Annotated in this window: 14 protein-coding genes and 2 pseudogenes; 6 read left to right on the top strand and 10 right to left on the bottom strand. The window is 62.8% G+C overall.

Annotated elements, in window-relative coordinates; genetic code table 11:
• Positions 1-8: 8 nt before the first annotated feature.
• Positions 9-1,520 (bottom strand): efflux transporter outer membrane subunit, encoded by a 1,512-nt coding sequence (locus HYE77_RS11600; protein WP_177068801.1) that lies wholly within the window; start codon positions 1,518-1,520, stop codon positions 9-11.
• Positions 1,521-1,702: 182 nt separating this feature from the next.
• Here HYE77_RS11600 and HYE77_RS11595 point away from each other — a divergent pair, with 182 nt between their 5' ends.
• Positions 1,703-2,671 carry a LysR family transcriptional regulator gene (locus HYE77_RS11595; protein ID WP_003216257.1) on the top strand — a complete coding sequence of 323 codons (969 nt, stop codon included), beginning with the start codon at positions 1,703-1,705 and terminating at the stop codon, positions 2,669-2,671.
• Positions 2,672-2,684: 13 nt separating this feature from the next.
• Here the strand turns inward: HYE77_RS11595 and HYE77_RS11590 are convergent, their stop codons facing one another.
• From HYE77_RS11590 to HYE77_RS11575, 4 genes are read right to left on the bottom strand one after another with little or no spacing between them, the layout of a single operon-like run.
• Positions 2,685-4,049 (bottom strand): heavy metal sensor histidine kinase, encoded by a 1,365-nt coding sequence (locus tag HYE77_RS11590; RefSeq protein WP_003216256.1) that lies wholly within the window; start codon positions 4,047-4,049, stop codon positions 2,685-2,687.
• Positions 4,039-4,716 carry a heavy metal response regulator transcription factor gene (locus HYE77_RS11585; protein WP_003216255.1) on the bottom strand — a complete coding sequence of 226 codons (678 nt, stop codon included), beginning with the start codon at positions 4,714-4,716 and terminating at the stop codon, positions 4,039-4,041. Before HYE77_RS11585 ends, HYE77_RS11590 begins: the two co-directional genes overlap by 11 nt.
• Before the next feature lie 31 nt (positions 4,717-4,747).
• Positions 4,748-7,843, bottom strand: coding sequence for a multidrug efflux RND transporter permease subunit (locus HYE77_RS11580; protein WP_008434191.1), 3,096 nt, complete (start codon positions 7,841-7,843; stop codon positions 4,748-4,750).
• Positions 7,840-9,006, bottom strand: coding sequence for an efflux RND transporter periplasmic adaptor subunit (locus HYE77_RS11575; RefSeq protein ID WP_003216249.1), 1,167 nt, complete (start codon positions 9,004-9,006; stop codon positions 7,840-7,842). Before HYE77_RS11575 ends, HYE77_RS11580 begins: the two co-directional genes overlap by 4 nt.
• 214 nt (positions 9,007-9,220) lie before the next feature.
• On the opposite strand from HYE77_RS11575, the gene HYE77_RS11570 reads away from it, so the two are divergent.
• The 4 genes and pseudogenes from HYE77_RS11570 (at position 9,221) to HYE77_RS11560 (ending at position 12,106) form a co-directional block, all read left to right on the top strand.
• Complete coding sequence (locus HYE77_RS11570) at positions 9,221-9,463, top strand: hypothetical protein (protein ID WP_003216247.1); 243 nt, start codon at positions 9,221-9,223, stop codon at positions 9,461-9,463.
• 169 nt (positions 9,464-9,632) lie between these two features.
• On the top strand, positions 9,633-10,424 hold the full coding sequence (locus HYE77_RS11565) for a transporter substrate-binding domain-containing protein (protein WP_008434195.1): 792 nt from the start codon (positions 9,633-9,635) through the stop codon (positions 10,422-10,424).
• A 107-nt stretch (positions 10,425-10,531) separates the two neighbouring features.
• Positions 10,532-10,813, top strand: a pseudogene (locus HYE77_RS32955) (PAS domain-containing protein); the annotation flags it as partial.
• Between the two features lie 246 nt (positions 10,814-11,059).
• Entirely contained in the window at positions 11,060-12,106 is a 1,047-nt protein-coding gene (locus HYE77_RS11560; protein ID WP_371132889.1) for a methyl-accepting chemotaxis protein, read from the top strand.
• A gap of 3 nt (positions 12,107-12,109) precedes the next feature.
• Here HYE77_RS11560 and HYE77_RS11555 read toward each other — a convergent pair whose 3' ends face one another.
• The 5 genes and pseudogenes from HYE77_RS11555 to HYE77_RS11540 form a co-directional block, all read right to left on the bottom strand.
• The gene (locus HYE77_RS11555) at positions 12,110-12,853 is read right to left on the bottom strand and encodes a YkgJ family cysteine cluster protein (RefSeq protein WP_003216242.1); all 744 of its coding nucleotides are present in this window, start codon (positions 12,851-12,853) and stop codon (positions 12,110-12,112) included.
• A 108-nt stretch (positions 12,854-12,961) separates the two neighbouring features.
• The gene (locus HYE77_RS11550) at positions 12,962-13,444 is read right to left on the bottom strand and encodes an N-acetyltransferase (protein WP_008434201.1); all 483 of its coding nucleotides are present in this window, start codon (positions 13,442-13,444) and stop codon (positions 12,962-12,964) included.
• Positions 13,445-13,447: 3 nt separating this feature from the next.
• The gene (locus HYE77_RS11545; protein ID WP_102369883.1) at positions 13,448-14,350 is read right to left on the bottom strand and encodes a chemotaxis protein CheV; all 903 of its coding nucleotides are present in this window, start codon (positions 14,348-14,350) and stop codon (positions 13,448-13,450) included.
• Between the two features lie 51 nt (positions 14,351-14,401).
• A pseudogene (locus HYE77_RS32580) lies at positions 14,402-14,500 on the bottom strand (outer membrane lipoprotein carrier protein LolA); the annotation flags it as partial.
• 28 nt (positions 14,501-14,528) lie between these two features.
• On the bottom strand, positions 14,529-15,503 hold the full coding sequence (locus HYE77_RS11540; RefSeq protein WP_134327304.1) for a D-glycerate dehydrogenase: 975 nt from the start codon (positions 15,501-15,503) through the stop codon (positions 14,529-14,531).
• 351 nt (positions 15,504-15,854) lie between these two features.
• On the opposite strand from HYE77_RS11540, the gene HYE77_RS11535 reads away from it, so the two are divergent.
• The gene (locus HYE77_RS11535) at positions 15,855-17,177 is read left to right on the top strand and encodes an OprD family porin (protein ID WP_177036211.1); all 1,323 of its coding nucleotides are present in this window, start codon (positions 15,855-15,857) and stop codon (positions 17,175-17,177) included.
• Positions 17,178-17,216: the final 39 nt, after the last annotated feature.

Raw genomic sequence — 17,216 nt, 5'->3', positions numbered from 1 at the left:
CATCCTACTCAGTGATCAAACACGGCGAGGGCCGCCGGGGTCTTGCTCGGTAAGGTCTGGCTGTCCTGAGGCACGTCGCTGCCGGCACCGAGGCCACCGCCCAACGCGGTCACCAGTTCGGCGTGGGCACTCAGACGTGCAGCCTGGACCTGCTGCTGCACCTGCTGCTGGCGGAACAACAGGCTCTGGGCATTCAGCACGTTGAGGTAGTCGGTGAGGCCGCGCTGGTAGGCGATCATCGCGATGTCATAGGTTTTCTGCGCCGAGGCCACCGATTCGGCGGCGAAGGCTTGCTGCTTGTCCATCGACTCGCGGCGGATCAACTGGTCGCTGATGCCCTTGAGCGCGTTGACCAGGGTCTGGTTGTAGTGCGCGACGGCGATGTCGTAGCCGGCGCTGGCTTCACCCAGTTGCGAGCGCAGGCGGCCACCGTCGAAGATCGGCAGGCTGATGGCAGGGCCGGCGGTGTAGTTGAGTTTCTTGCCGGTCAGGAAACTCAGCATTCCGCCGCCGGTGGCGACGTAGCCGAGGCTGCCCACCAGGTCGACGTTGGGGTAGAAACCGGCGTGGGCCACATCAATGCCACGGGCCTGGGCCGCCACTTGCCAGCGGCTGGCGACCACGTCCGGGCGCTGGCCGAGCAGTTCGGCCGGCAAGCTCGACGGCAGTTTCAGCGGCGCGGCCAGGGACAAGGTGGGCCGCTGCAACTGCGCGCCCGCCCCCGGCCCTTTGCCCGCCAGCGCGGCCAACTGGTTGCGACTCAGGGCGATCTGTTCATCCAGGGCGTCCAGCTGGCGATGGGTTTCCGGAAGCGGCGTCTCAGCCTGGCTGACTTCGAAGTGGGTGCCGATCCCACCATTCAAACGCTTTTGCGCAAGGTCGAGAATCTGTTGTTGCTGGGCCAGGGTGGCGGCCACGATATCGCGCTGGGCGAAGTGCAACGACAGCTGGATATAGGCGCGCACCACGTTGTTCTGCAATTCGAGCTGCGCCTGGCGCGCTTCGGCGGCGCTCATGTGGGCCATGTCCACGGCGCGCTCGGTGGCGTTTCTTTCACGGCCCCAGAGGTCGAGGGCATAGCTCAAGCCCAGGGACGCGTTGTTGTCCCAGGTGGTGGAATTGTCCAGCGCGCCCGGGCCGTAGAATTGGTCGCTGGGCCAGTTATGGCGCTTGAGCGTGGCATCACCATTGATCTGCAACGACTCGGCCGACTCGGCGATCCCGGCCATGGCCCGGGCTTCACGCACACGTGCAGCGGCCATGGCCATGCTCGGGCTGCCTTGCACGGCGAGGTCGATCCAGTGGTTGAGTTGCGGGTCGCCGTAGGCTTGCCACCATTGCGCGGTGGGCCAGTGGGCGTCCTGAGCGGCGCTTTTGATCGCCTCGTCGGTGGCCAATGAATTGGCGACGAGTGACTGGCCTTGAGGGGCAATTCCTCCGGTTCCGATGCAGCCGCTGATTGCTAACGATAAGGCCCAAACACTGAGAGTCTTCAGCTCTCTGCTGATGCGACGCGGCACTGCTGCGAATTCCTGAGAGGGTGTTGCGGGGAAGGTGGCGCAATTCTAAGGGGCGGGCCGGATGGCGATAAGGTGGGATTCTTGTGAATCTTTGTTACCGTTCAGGCGATAATCCGTTCGTAGGGATCACTGGATCCTGCAACTTCGTGTCACAATTTGCCATCTCCCCTGAGAGCACCTTAATGGACACCTTGCAAAACATGCGCGCCTTCAGTTGTGTGGCCGAAGCCGGCAGCTTCACCGCCGCCGCCGTGCAGCTGGATACCACCACGGCCAACGTCTCGCGCGCGGTCTCCAACCTTGAGGCCCATCTGCAAACCCGTTTGCTCAACCGCACCACCCGCCGCATCGCCCTGACCGAGGCCGGCAAGCGCTATTTGCTGCGTTGCGAGCAGATCCTGGCGTACGTCGAGGAAGCCGAGGCCGAAGCCAGCGACGCCCACGCCCGCCCCGCCGGGCAGCTGAAAGTGCACACCATGACCGGCATCGGCCAGCACTTCGTGATCGATGCGATTGCCCGCTACCGCCGCACCCACCCGGACGTGACCTTTGACCTGACCATGGCCAACCGCGTGCCGGACCTGCTGGATGAGGGTTACGACGTGTCCATCGTGCTCGCCAGCGAGCTGCCGGATTCGGGGTTTGTCTCGCAGCGCCTGGGGATAACTTACAGCATCGCCTGTGCCTCGCCGGCCTACGTCAAGGCCAACGGCTGCGCGCAACGGCCCAGCGACCTGCTCAACCACGCGTGCCTGCGCCTGGTCAGCCCGGTGATTCAGCTGGATAAATGGTCGTTCAATGGCCCGGAAGGCCAGGAAAGTGTGGCGATCAACAGCTCACCGTTCCTGGTGAACTCGGCCGATGCGATGAAGACCGCGATCACCAGCGGCATGGGCGTTGGCCTGTTGCCGGTGTATGCGGCGATTGAAGGGCTGCGCAACGGCACCCTGGTGCGGGTGATGCCCAACTACCGCTCCCAGGAGCTCAACCTGTACGCCATCTACCCGTCGCGCCAATACCTGGATGCGAAGATCAAGACGTGGGTGGAATACCTGCGCAGTTCCCTGCCGGAAATCATGGCCGCGCATCAGGCGGAACTGGCGGCCTATGAGCTAAGTGGCAGTTTGGGCGGGGTACGACTGAGTAACTGAGGGGGGGCGGCCGCTACACCGGCAGCGTAATGCCAAAGGTGTTGCCGCCGCCCTCGCTGCGCACAAACACATCTCCGCCGTGCATCAACGCGATCGCCTTGACGATCGCCAGTCCCAACCCGTGATTCGCCCCACTATTGCTGCGGGACGCGTCCACCCGATAGAACCGCTCGAACAACCGGGGCAGATGCTCGCTGGCAATCTCATCGCCCGGGTTGGTCACCCCGATCGCCACGTGGTCCTCCAGCACTTCGATCTTCACCTCGATCACCTGGCCAGGCGCCGTATGCTGCACCGCATTGCTCAACAGGTTGATCAACGCCCGGCGCAAGTGCGCCTTCTCGATCTGCACCTGGGCATCGCCGGTCACACGCACCTGCACCTGGGCGTCCTCGAGGATAAAGTCCAGGTAATCCAGGGTGGTCGCCACTTCATCCGCCAGCGAACTGGTGATCAGCTTGGTGGCCTTGCTGCCCTGGTCTGCACTGGCCAGGAACAGCATGTCATTGATGATCGAGCGCAGCCGTTCCAGCTCTTCGAGGTTCGATTGCAGCACCTCGAAATAATGCTCGGCCGAACGCCCACGGGTCAGCGCCACCTGGGTCTGGCCGATCAGGTTGGTCAGCGGCGAGCGCAGCTCATGGGCCACATCGGCGTTGAATGACTCCAGGCGCGAATAGGCCTGTTCCACCCGGTCGAGGGTCGAGTTGAAGGAGTTGACGAACTGCTTCAGCTCCGGCGGCAATGGCGACAATTGCAGGCGCCCGGAGAGTTTCGGCGGTGCAAGTTTCTGCGCCTCGTCCGACAGTTTGATCAGCGGCTTGAGACCGATGCGCGCCACCCAGAACCCCAGCAGCGAGGCCAGCAGCACGCCGACAAACGCCAGGCCGATCAGCGCCACCAGCAGTTGATGCTGGGTGGCGCGGAAGTTCTCGGTGTCGACCGCGATCAGGAAACGCAGCGGCGGGCGCTGCTCCTTGGCTGGAAACTGGCTGACCAATACTTTGAACGGATAGGCATGGCCCGGCAGGCGCAAGTCGCGCTTGCCGGTCGGGCCGGCGGCAAAGGCGCGAATCTGCGCGTCCGGGTTGCCGTATTCGTAGGTCGGGTCGCTGCTCACCACCCAGAAGCGAATGCGCTTGTCTTCCTCTCCCAACAACTTGAGCTTGGCGGTGATCTTCGCCCAATGGTCCGGCGTACCGAAGCGATTGACCGAAGACTCCAGCACGCTGTAGCGCGCATCCAGCTCGGCCCCCGGCAGCAGGCCCAGGCCTTTGTCCACCTGCTGGTACAGCGCGCCGCCGATCAACAGGAAGATCAGCAGCGCCACCAGGGTGAACATGCCGCTCAGGCGCAGGGCGATGGAGTTAGCCGACACTGCGGTTCTCCAGCACGTAACCCATGCCACGGATGGTGTGCAGCAGTTTCTGTTCGAACGGCCCGTCGAGCTTGGCCCGCAGGCGTTTGATCGCTACTTCCACCACATTGGCGTCACTGTCGAAATTGATGTCCCAGACCATTTCCGCAATCGAGGTCTTGGACAGGATTTCACCCTGGCGCCGGGCCAATACGCTGAGCAGCGAGAACTCCTTGGCGGTCAGGTCCAGGCGAACGCCATTGCGACTGGCCTTGCGGCTGATCAGGTCGATCCACAGGTCGGCGATGGTCACCTGCACCGGCTCATGCCCGCCACTGCGACGGGTCAGGGCTTGCAGGCGCGCCACCAGTTCGAGGAACGAGAACGGCTTGCCGAGGTAATCATCCGCGCCTTCGCGCAGGCCGCGAATACGGTCTTCCACGCGCTCGCGGGCGGTGAGCATGATCACCGGCGTCTGCTTGCGCGCCCGCAGCGCGCGCAAAACACCAAAGCCATCCAGGCCGGGCAGCATCACGTCGAGCACGATGACCGCGTAATCGTTCTCCAGGGCCAGGTGCAACCCTTCGACGCCTTCACGGGCGACGTCGACGGTATAGCCTTGCTCCGTCAGGCCGCGGTGCAGGTAGTCGGCGGTTTTTTCTTCGTCTTCAATAATCAGTACACGCATGAGCCTTTTGTTCCAGGACGGGGCCTCAGCCTCAGTGTGTGATTGCCAGCTGGGGAGCTGGTTTGGGTCTGTGGAAAAACTTCTCGAGGTACAAGTATATGACCGGTGTGGTGAACAGCGTCAGCGCCTGGCTCACCAGTAACCCGCCCACCACCGCGATACCCAGCGGCTGGCGCATTTCCGCGCCGGGGCCGGAGCCCAGCATCAGCGGCACCGCACCCAGCAGGGCGGCCAGGGTGGTCATGATGATCGGCCGGAACCGCGTGACACACGCCTCATAAATCGCTTCCTCGGGCGGCAGGCCGCGTACGCGCTGGGCGTCCAGGGCGAAGTCGATCATCAGGATACCGTTCTTCTTCACGATCCCGATCAGCAGCACCAGGCCGATCAACGCCATGATCGAAAAGTCCTGGCCCATCAGTGACAGCATGATCAGCGCCCCCAACCCCGCCGATGGCAAGGTGGAGATGATCGTCAGCGGGTGCACGAAGCTCTCGTACAGCACACCCAGGATAATGTAGACCGCCACCAGTGCCGCGAGGATCAGCCAGGGCTGGCTGGCCAATGAACTCTGGAACGCCTGGGCCGCGCCCTGGAAGTTGCCGATGATGGTGGTCGGCATGCCGATTTCATTCTTCGCCTGGTTGAGCAGGATCACCGCATCGCCCAACGCGACGCCCGGTGCCAGGTTGAACGACAGGTTGGCCGCCGGGAACATGCCGTCATGGCTGATGGACAAGGGCCCGACGGTGGGCGGGTCGACCTTGGCCACCGCCGACAGCGGCACCATCTCGTTGGTCAGCGGCGAGCGCAGGTAGAAGTAGTTCAGGCTTTCGGCCTTGCCGCGTTGCTGGGTGTCCAGTTCCAGCACCACCTGGTACTGGTTGATCTCGGTCTGGAATTCGTTGATCTGGCGCTGGCCGAAGGCGTCGTACAGTGCCTGGTCCACATCGGTGGCGGTGAGGCCAAACCGCGCGGCGGCCTGACGGTCGATGCTGATGTGGGTGATGCTGCCGCCCAGCTGCAAGTCGTTGGACAGGTCGCGGAACGCCGGGTTGGCCCGCAGTTTTTCGGTGAGGCGCTGGGTCCAGGTATTCAGGGTCGGGCCGTCATTGCTCTTGAGCACGTACTGGTACTGGGCGCGGCTGGGGCCGGAGCTCAAGTTGATGTCCTGGCCGGCCCGCAGGTACAGGACGATGCCCGGCACTTTCGCCAGTTTCGGGCGGATCCGGTCGATAAACTGGCTGGCCGACACGTCGCGATCCCCGCGATCTTTCAAGGCAATCCAGAACCGGCCGTTGGCGATGGTCTGGTTGCTGCCGGTAACACCCACCGAATGGGAGAACGCTTCCACCGCCGGGTCATCCTTGACGATCTCGGCGATTGCCTTGTGCTTGGCGACCATGTCCGGGAACGACACGTCGGCCGCCGCTTCGCTGGTGCCGAGGACGAAGCCGGTGTCTTGTACCGGAAAGAAACCCTTGGGGATAAACACGTAGCCGACCACGGCCAGGGCCAGGGTCACCATGAAGATCGCGGCCATGGTGCGTTGATGGGCCAGGGCGCGGCGCAGATTGCGCGCATAGCCGGCCAGCAGGCGTTCGCTGAAACCGGGTTTGTCGTGGGCATGATGGGTTGGTGCGCGCATGAACAACGCGGCCAGGGTCGGCGCCAGGGTCAGCGAGACCACCACCGAAATCAGGATGGTGGAGGTGGCTGTCAGTGCAAACTCCTTGAACAACCGCCCCACGACACCGCCCATGAACAGCAGCGGGATAAACGCCGCCACCAGCGAGAAGCTGATGGAGACCACGGTAAAACCGATTTCACCCGCGCCCTTGATCGCGGCTTCGCGCTTGTCGAGGCCCGCTTCCAGGTGGCGGTGAATGTTCTCCACCACCACGATCGCATCGTCCACCACAAACCCCACGGCGATCACGATCGCCACCAGGGTCAGGTTGTTCAGGCTGAAGCCCATCAGGTACATCAGGGCAAAACTGGCTACCAGCGACACGCCGAGCACGCTGGACACGATCAACGTGGCAGACAGCTGGCGCAGGAACAGCGCCATCACCGCCACCACCAGCAGGATGGCGATCAGCAGGGTCACTTCCACTTCATGCAGGGACGCGCGGATGGTCTTGGTGCGGTCGGTCAACACGCTGACCTGCACCGAGGCCGGCAGCATGGCTTGCAGGCGCGGCAGTTCGGCTTGAATGCGGTCCACGGTCTCGACGATATTCGCGCCGGGCTGGCGGGAGATCACCAGGTTGACCCCTGGGGTGTCGCCGGACCAGGCCTGCACGTAGGCGTTTTCCGAGCCGTTGATGACTTTGGCGATATCCCGCAGCTGTACAGGTGCCCCGTCCTTGTAGGACACGATCAGTTGGGCGTAATCCTCGGGGTGGAACAACTGGTCGTTGGTCGAGAGGGTCGACACGCTGTTTTCGCCGTAGATCGCGCCCTTGGCCAGGTTCAGGCTCGATTGCTGGATCGCCAGGCGCACGTCCGCCAGGGTCAGGCCGATGGCCGCGAGTTTATCGGCCGACGCCTGCACCCGGATGGCCGGGCGTTGCTGGCCGGTAATGTTGATCTGGCCGACCCCGTCGATCTGGCTGATCTGCCGGGCCAGCAGGGTTTCCACGTAGTCGCTCAGCTCGGTGCTGGGCATGCTGTCGGAGCTGACGCTGAGGATCAGCACCGGGCTGTCCGCCGGGTTGACCTTCTTCCAGGTCGGCAGGCTCGGCATGTCGCTGGGCAGTTTGCCGGACGCGGTGTTGATCGCCGCCTGCACTTCCTGGGCGGCGGTGTCGATGCTCTTGGTGAGGGTGAATTGCAGGGTCAGCAGGCTGGAGCCCAAGGCACTGCTGGAAGTCATCTGGGTCATGCCGGGGATGGCGCTGAATTGCACCTCCAGCGGCGTTGCCACGGATGAGGCCATGGTGTCCGGGCTGGCGCCGGGCAGCGTGGCGCTGACCTGGATCGTCGGAAATTCCGCTTCCGGCAGTGGGGCGATGGCCAGGCGTGGAAAGGCAATCATCCCGAGCAATACCAGCGCGAAGGTCAGCAGCAAGGTGGCGACCGGGTGGTCGACGCACCAGGCCGACGGCGAACGACTGCCACTCATGGCTGCACCTTGGCATCAACGGTCTGGATCACCTGCGGCGGCTCCTTGAGCACATCGACCTGGGCGCCCGCCTTGAGCCGGGACTGGCCGTCGCTGACCAGCACATCGCCGGCCTGCACACCCTGGAGGATGTTCATGTCGCTGTTCTGGTACAGCACCTGCACCGGCACCACCTCAACCTTGTCACCCTTGAGCCGGTACACGAAGTGCGAATCCAGGCCGCGTTGCACCACGGTAGGCGGCACCACCAGGGCATTTTTGTGCAGGGCGGTCTGGATGCGGATCGTCACCAACTGCCCCGGCCAGAGTTTCTGTGCGCCGTTGCTGAACTCGGCCTTGGCGCGGATGGTGCCGGTGGTGCCGCTGATCTGGTTGTCGATCAGGCTCAGGCGGCCCTCACCCAGCAGGTCGCCGGTCTGGCCGTCGGTGTCGGCGCCCATGTAGGCGTTGACGTCGGCGGGCAGTTGCGCGGCAATCAGGCCTTGCAGGGTCGGCAGCATCTGTTGCGGCAGGGAGAACTCGACGGCAATCGGGTCGATCTGGGTCACGGAGAACAGGCCCTGGGTGTCGCTCATGCGCAGGAAGTTGCCTTCATCCACTGTGCGAATCCCGACGCGACCGGTAACCGGCGAGCGAATCTGGGTGTACGAAAGCTGCACCTGGGCCGAATCAATCGCGGCCTGGTTGCCTTGGGCCGTGGCCTTGAGCTGGTTGACCAGGGCTTGTTGCTGGTCATAGGTCTGCTTGGACACGCCGTCGTCGATGCTCAGTTCCTTGTAGCGCTTGAGGTTGACCAGCGCGACTTGCAGTTGCGCCTGGCTTTCCCCGAGTTGCGCCTTGGCCTGGTCCAGGCTGGCGCGGATCGAGCGGTCATCAATGGTCGCCAGCAGGTCGCCGGCCTTCACCAGTTGACCTTCCTTGACCAGCAATTTGGTAAGGATGCCGTCGATCTGCGGGCGAATCACCACACTGTGCAACGACAGCACCGAGCCGATGCCGCTGACAAACCGCGGGATGTCCTGCTGTTTGACGCTGATCACCCGCACCGGGATCGCCGACGATGCGGTCAGTTTGGTCTTGGCCGGGCGGGTCACTACCCAGGCAACCACGGCCAGTACCACAAGGACGCCCACGATCAAGGCAGGTTTTCGTTGAATGTGCATGGGGTGAGGCGCCAGGGCAAAGGATCGGAAGAATGAAGGCTCTTTATAGCCCGCCAACCGGGTCAGCAAAGTGACTGCTAACTGACAGCGCCGTCAGTAAAGTCCGACCATTCGTACGAGCAGTGGTTAAAGATCCGAGGCGCGCAGGTATACTGCGCGGCGGTGTGGCCTGCAAGTCGGGCCCGCGTCATTTTCAGTACTCCCCGGAGCTTCCATGAATTCCCCGACACAACCCGCTGTTGAAGCGGTCGACATCGACCAACAGGCCAACCCTGACAGCGTCGAAGGCGAAACCAAGGCCGAGATCCCGGCGTTCAAGTTTCCGTTCAAGCCGGGCGAACTGGCCGGGGCGAAAAACGCCAGCCAGCCGTGGTACAAAAACGGCGCCAAGAACGGCCACACCAAGAGCCCGGGCATGGCGCCTCCCGGCACCCGTCGCTCGATGGGCAAGCGCTGACCGGTAATAAATCCTCCGTAATGGAGATTTATGCCTACAACAGTTACTGACGTTTCGCCTTGTAGGCCTGCGGCCAATTCTTGAAAGCTTGCATGACACCCGCTTGCCCCGACTCTTTCGCTCGGGGCTGGACGTGGTAAAGCTGGTTTTCTGGAAAAGGACGTCCCCTGTGGTTCTGATACGCACCTGTGTCGTGCTGTTGTTGTCGCTGATGGCCAGCGTTTTCTCCACCACCGCGGCCAGCGGTCAACCACGGCATGAAATTCGTTTCGCCGTTGCTGCGCAATTTCCACCCTTCCAAAGCCGCAATCAACATGGCCAGCTTGCAGGGCTGAACATCGAGCTGGGCAATGCCCTGTGCATACAGCTCAATGTGCGGTGTACCTGGGTCGACCAGGTCCTTGTGGAAAACTTCCCCGCCCTTGAAGCCAGGCAATTCGACGCGATCATGGGCATGGCCCCTACACTGAAACGGCGCCAGCGGGTGAATTTCACCGATAACCTTTATCCGATCACCACGCGCCTGGTGGCCCGCAAGACATCGGGGTTGAAGCCGACCCCACGGTCACTGAAGGGCAAGCGCGTGGGCGTTCTGGTGGGCAGCAACCGCGAAGCCTTCGCCCTGTCGAAGTGGGCGCCCAAGGGGGTCATCGTCAAGGCATTCTGGCGTAATGACGAGTTGATCCGCAGCCTGCTGGCAGGCGACATCGATGCAACATTGCAAGGCACCGTGGAAATCCGTGAGGCGCTGCTCGACACCGCTGATGGTCAGGTTTTCGACTTCCTCGGCCCTCACGTCTCCACCGAACTGCTGGGTAACGGCGTGGCGATCGCACTGCGCAAGCCCGACACCGCTTTGCGCAGCGCCCTCAATCACGCCCTCGAGCAACTGAAGCAGAGCGGCGAATACCAACGCATCATCGAGCCCTACCGGCTGGACGCGCCGCTCTCCAGACCGTAATGGCCAATTAATTGCGCGGAACATGAGCTGGATCAGTATTTGCCCAACCGGTGCGCTTAGAGTCGACGCCCTGCCGACTCCTCCAACAATCACGAGCGCGCTTTTCCATGAAGATCAATCTGCCGGTCACCGGTCGAAATGTGGATTTTGCCCCCGACGCCAATATCCTCTCGACCACCGACCTGACCAGCGCAATTACCTACGCCAACCAGGACTTCATCGATATCAGCGGCTACACCCGCGAGGAGCTGCTGGGCACGCCGCACAACCTGCTGCGTCACCCGGACATGCCGGCCGCGGCGTTTGCGCACATGTGGCAGGTATTGAAAAGCGGTCGCTCGTGGATGGGTATGGTGAAAAATCGCTGCAAGAACGGCGATCACTATTGGGTCAGTGCCTATGCCACGCCGGTCACCCGGGACGGCGTGACGGTGGAGTATCAATCGGTGCGCACCAAGCCCGATGCACGGCGGGTGCATCGGGCCGAACGGGCCTATGCCCGCCTGCGTGCCGGCACTCGGCGAGCACGGCCCGTGGTGGGCATGACCTTCAAGCTGTCGGCATGGGTCCTGGGGGCTTGCGCCGCAACCTGGGCATTGGGCCTTGGGCTGGCGCCTTATCCGCTGACCTGGCAACTGCTGGCGGGAACGGCGGCCTGCGCCGTGGGGGTAGCGGGTGTGCATGGCTTGTTACGGCCCCTGGCACAGTTGAACCAGCGGGCACGGCTGATTGCCGATAACCCGCTGAGCCAGGCGATCTACACCGGGCGCAAGGACGAGTTCGGGCGTATCGAGTTTGCCATGCAGATGCTGGAGGCCCAGGTGGGCGCAGTGGTCGGCCGGATTGGCGATGCGTCGCAACGTCTGTCCGGCCATGCCGCGGCGTTGGTGCAACAACTGGACAGCAGCCACACCAGCAGCCTCGGCCAACAGACCCAGACGGATCAGGTCGCCGCCGCGATCAATCAAATGGCCGCCAGCGTGGCGCAAGTCGCCGAGCACGCGCTGCAGGCGTCCAGGGCCGCTGACCAGGCCGGCAGCGAAACCCGCGAGGGCCATCAACGGGTGGATGAAAGCCGCGACGCGGTGCTGCGTTTGTCCGAGGAACTGGCGCGGGCCACCGCAGTGATCCATCAACTGGAAAGCCACAGCGGCGATATTTCCGGGGTACTGGAAGTGATCCGGGCGATTGCCGAACAGACCAACCTGCTGGCGCTGAATGCCGCCATCGAAGCGGCGCGGGCCGGGGAGCAAGGACGCGGGTTTGCCGTGGTGGCCGATGAGGTACGAGGCCTGGCCCAGCGTACGCAGGATTCGACCAATGAGATCCAGCGCATGATCAGCACCCTGCAAGGCGGCGCCCGGGATGCGGTGCAGGCGATGGCGCAAAGCAGCCAGCATGTCGAGGCCAGCGTCGATCAGGCCCAGCGCGCCGCTGCCGCACTGGATGGGATCAGCCAGCGAGTGACCCGAATTACCGCCATGAGCCAGCAGATCGCGGCGGCGGTGGAAGAACAGAGTGCGGTGAGCGAGGACATCAATCGCAACATCATCGGCATTCGCAATGCCGGGGAAGTGACGGTCAGCGCTGGCCAGCAGAGCCAGCTCAGCTCAGGGGACGTGGCGGGGCTGGCGGATGACTTGCGGCGGTTGGCGGAGGAATTCTGGGGCAAGCGGCGCTAGCGCTTAAGCCGCCCGCAATGAAATGAAGGCGTAGTTCGCCGGCACCTCGGTGGCAATCCGGGCGCCGGCATCCAGCAGTTGCTCGGCAATGTCCATCCCGGACACATGAAACACCCACTCATTGGCCTGCACGACTTCTTGCGTCGCCAACTCGATCGCCTGGGCAAACAGGCCCATGTCGGGCAAGTACGCGGTAAACCCATCGCCCTTGAGCGCCGTGGTATGGATGCCCAGCAACCCGCACACGGCTTCCTTGGCCTGGATATCATCGCGGTCAGCCTGGCGTGAGCGGCGGATCAACTCGGCCAGCTCCTTGTCCATCAACTCGCCCCCCACGATCAGCGCCGGCCCCTGCTCCCAGGATTCCGGCGGGCAGTCCTTGGCTGCCGGGTTCAACGGGATGTGCGGATTGATCTCCATGGGGTAGATGCGGCACACCAACGGCCGCCGCTCGTAAATGCGGCAACGGTCGTCTTCGTCAAGATTCCGGCAGCGCCCGGCGTTATAGGCGGCAAAGGTGATTGCCACATACGCCTCGGTATTGCCGCTGGGCACGATGGCGGAACGGCGTTGTGCGTGGTCACGTTGCAACTCGGGCAGCCCCAGGCCACTGCCCAGGAAACCTTCCACCAGCACGATGACATTACCGCCGTCAGCCGCCCAACTGCGGGCTTCTTCGAGGGTCAAGGGCACATGGTGGTCGGTGCAGCATTTACCGCAACCGACGCAGGAAAAATGGGTATTCATGGAGGATCTGTCACCAGGCAAGGTCAGAAGGCACTCATGAACGGTGGCGGGTTTTTGCCTCTGTTCACCGTTCTGCCTCTGTGCAAAGCAAGTTATGCGCCAGCGCCGTCAGTCCTCGGGGACAAGGTCGCGAAGCACAAACACCATGCCCGCACGTTCATACAGCTGCCGTGCCCGCAAGTTGGACTCCAGCACCTTGAGGTCGACAAACGCTTCGCCGCGTTGCTTGAACACCTGGAAGGTGTGCAGCAATAACGCACGGCCCAACCCCATACCCTGGGCACAGGGGTGAATGGCCAGGTTCTTGATGTAGGCGCTGGTCCAGCATTGGGACACACCCAGGATGCCGCTGGCGTTACTTGCCACCAGGCACAGTTTTGGGTCGAACTCGGCATCGGTAACGAACTGCTGGCGCCAGTGCTCAAGGGAGCCGACCCGTCCGCCGCCTTGTTCCTGGGCCAGGCTCAATACCGCGTGGATCGCCGGGGCCATGGCTTCGCGGTAATGATCCAGCTGGATATCCGCCGGCCATTGCGGGGCGGGCAGGCTGCCGGTGAGGTCGCGGCGCAGCAGCTGGAAATATTCACCCATCGGTCACAGGCCCTGTTGCGCCACGGTCTGGGCGGCTACCACCAGGCACTTGGTCAGTTCCGGCGAAGAAAACTTGGTGAGTACCGCATTGGCACCGGCCAGGCGGGCTTTTTCGCTGTTCATCGCACTGTCCAGGGAGGTGTGCAGCAGCACATAGAGGTCCTGGAAGTCCGGGGTTTCCCGCAGGGTGCGGGTAAAGGCGTAGCCGTCCATTTCGGACATTTCGATGTCCGAGACCACCACGTTGATTTGCTCGACGGTGCCTTGCAGCTCCAGCAAACGGTCAATGGCTTCCTTGGCGCTGCGGGCGGTGTGGCACGTGAGGCCGAGGTTGCGCAGGGTGTGCACCGATTGCTGCAGGGCCACCTGGCTGTCGTCCACCACCAGGATTCGGGCGTTGCCCAGCACTTCGGCCTCTTCCATGGTCAGGTCGGTGGGCGCCGCTTCGATCTGCGCCGGGGCGATGCCGTGGATGACTTTCTCGATGTCCAGCACTTGCACCAGGGCGCCTTCGACCTGGGTCACGCCGGTGATAAACGAACGCGTACCGCCGGAACCAAACGGCGGCGGGCGAATGTCGGTGGTCAGGCAGTGCACGATCTTGCTCACCGCCTGCACATGCAGGCCCTGCTTGGAACGGCTCACGTCGGTGACGATCAGGCAGCCGCCGTCCGGGTCTTGCAGGGGCATCTCCCCCAGGGCGCGGCTCAGGTCGATCACCGACAACGCTGTGCCGCGCAAGGTGGCGATGCCTTTGACGTGGGGGTGCGACTCCGGCAGCTTGGTCAGCGGCGGGCAGGGAATGATTTCACTGACTTTCAGCAGGTTGATCGCCATCAGCTTGCCGCTGCGCAAGGTAAAGAGCAGAAGCGAGAGTGAATCTGCGCGGGCTTTGGTGGTGGACATAAAAACCTTCTGTGGATCAGGGATGACGATCTATAGACCGTTATCGACTTGCACGCGAAAAACTGTAGGAGCGAGCTTGCTCGCGAAGAACCTGAGGGCGCTGTGTTTATCCAGGCTGCCCGCGTTATCGTTGACGCTTTTCGCGAGCAAGCTCGCTCCTACCTACAACAAGCAGTCGTCAGCCCTTCCACACCTGCGGGTTTACCAGATCCTGCGGACGCTCGCCCAGCAAGGCGCTGCGCAGGTTTTCCAGGGCGCGGTTGGCCATGGCTTCGCGGGTCTCGTTGGTGGCCGAGCCGATGTGCGGCAGGGTCACGGCATTGCTCAGCTGGAACAGCGGCGACTCGGACAGCGGCTCCTGCTCGTACACATCCAGGCCGGCACCACGGATGGTCTGGTTTTGCAGAGCTTCGATCAGCGCCGGCTCATCCACCACCGGGCCACGGGAGATGTTCACCAGGATCGCACTGGACTTCATCAGGCCTAGTTCACGATGGCTGATCAGGTGGCGGGTTTTCTCGCTCAACGGCACCACCAGGCAGACGAAATCGGCTTCGGCCAGCAACTGGTCGAGGCTGCGAAACTGCGCGCCGAGTTCCTGTTCCAGTTCGGTCTTGCGGCTGTTGCCGCTGTACAGAATCGGCATATTGAAACCCAGGCGACCCCGACGGGCGACGGCCGCGCCGATGTTGCCCATGCCGACGATACCCAGGGTCTTGCCGTGTACATCACAGCCAAACAACGGCGCGCCGACGCTGGCTTTCCACTGGCCGGCCTTGGTCCAGGCGTCCAGCTCGGCGACGCGGCGGGCGCTGCTCATCAGCAGGGCGAAGGCCAGGTCGGCGGTGCTTTCGGTGAGCACATCCGGGGTGTTGGTGAGCATGATCCCGCGCTCATTGAAGTACGCCAAGTCGTAGTTGTCGTAGCCCACCGACACGCTGGAAACCACTTCCAGTTTGCTCGCACCTTCCAGTTGCGCGCGGCCCAGTTTGCGGCCTACGCCGATCAGGCCGTGGGCATGGGGCAAGGCTTCGTTGAACTGGGCGTTGATGTCGCCCTGCTTGGGGTTGGGGGCGATGACATCGAAATCCTGTTGCAGGCGTTCGATCATTTCCGGGGTGACGCGGCTGAAGGCGAGGACGGTCTTTTTCATGGAAGGCGGGCTCATCGACTACGTGGGAATGGCAAGCACGCTAACATTCTTGGGTAGGGCTTGTCAGGCCGCCCCTCACACCCCACTGCCAGACTGTTGCGATTTGGGCAACAGTCATTATCTTGTTACACTCTGTATCGCACCGCTCACCTGCGCTAATTTGTCGCATCGATGAGCGCAGCGGTTAAGACCGACCCGCTCTCCCCCGATTTCCCTCGACTTATTTCCAGGGCTCTACACTGGGAATCTGTCTTAAAGCCGCTGAGTTCAGCGGCTTTTTTTTGCGCTGAAAAAAGGCCAGGAACCCCAACAACACTGGCCGGTTTCGATTGACCCAAAGGAGCTCCACCGGTGAAAACCTCGCTGACGTTCACCCCGTTATTCCTCGCGATTGCTGCAACGATCGTTCCCCTTGCCCACGCGGCAGACACCCCGGCCACCGACGGCTTCGTCGAAGGTTCCAGCTTCAAGATCAACACCCGCAACTACTACATGAACCGCGACCGTCGCGACATTCACACCGATGACAGCAAGGAATGGGGCCAGGGCTTCATCGGCATCTTCGAATCCGGCTACACCCCCGGCATCGTCGGCTTCGGCCTGGACGCCAACGCCATGCTCGGCCTCAAGCTCGACGGCGGTGGCGGCACCGACGGCTCGAGCATCCTGCCGGTAAGCTCCGGCAACGGCAAAGCGCCCGGCTCATTCTCCACCGCCGGCGCCACCCTGAAAATGCGCGCCTTCGACACCGAACTGAAAGCCGGCGACCTGTTCCTCAACAATCCGGTGATTGCCGGCGGCATGACCCGCATGCTGCCCCAGACCTTCCGCGGCGTGAGCCTGACCAACCACAGCCTGGACGGCTGGATGTTCGAGGGCGGCCAGGCCAGCTTCACCAAGCTCTACAACCAGAGCGGCCATCGCCGCATCGGCACCAGCTACGGCGCATTGCCCAATGGCGAAGACAGCCGCCACCTGGACTGGGCCGGCGTGTCCTTCAGCGGCGTGCCGGGGCTGACCAGCAACCTGTACGCGTCCGAACTCAAGGACATCTGGAACCAGTACTACTACGACCTGGACTACACCTGGCAGTTGAACGAGCTGGTCAGCCTGAACCCGGGCCTGCACTACTACCACACCCAGGAGACCGGCAAAGCCTTGCTGGGCAACATCGACAACAACACCTACAGCCTGCATTTCACCGTGGGCGTGGGCAATCACAGCGTTACCGCCGCCTACCAGCGGGTCAACGGCAACACGCCGTTCGACTACATCAGCCAGGGCGACAGCATCTACCTGGACAACTCCCAGCAATACTCCGACTTCAACGGCCCCAACGAGCGCTCGTGGAAGCTCAAGTACGCCTATGACTTCGTCGGGCTGGGCCTGCCGGGCCTGACCTCGGCGGTGTCGTACATCAGCGGCAAGACCGACCTGACCACGGTCGATCCGGACAGCCGTGGTTACTCATCCTGGTACAGTGCCGACGGCAAGAACGCCAAGCACTGGGAACGGGACATCGACCTCAAGTACGTGGTGCAAGGCGGCAAGGCCAAGGACCTGGCCGTGCGCCTGCAATGGGCGACCAATCGCGGCGGCAATGGCTACGCGGCAGTGGACCGGGACGTGGATGAGTACCGCGTGATCGTCGACTATCCGATTGACGTTTTTTAACCTTCAGGCTTTCTTTTAGCGGCGACGACTTATTTTTCA

Origin of the sequence: Pseudomonas sp. IPO3774 (assembly GCF_013386835.1) — a bacterium.
GTDB lineage: Bacteria > Pseudomonadota > Gammaproteobacteria > Pseudomonadales > Pseudomonadaceae > Aquipseudomonas.
This window is presented reverse-complemented; position numbering and strand designations above follow the sequence as displayed.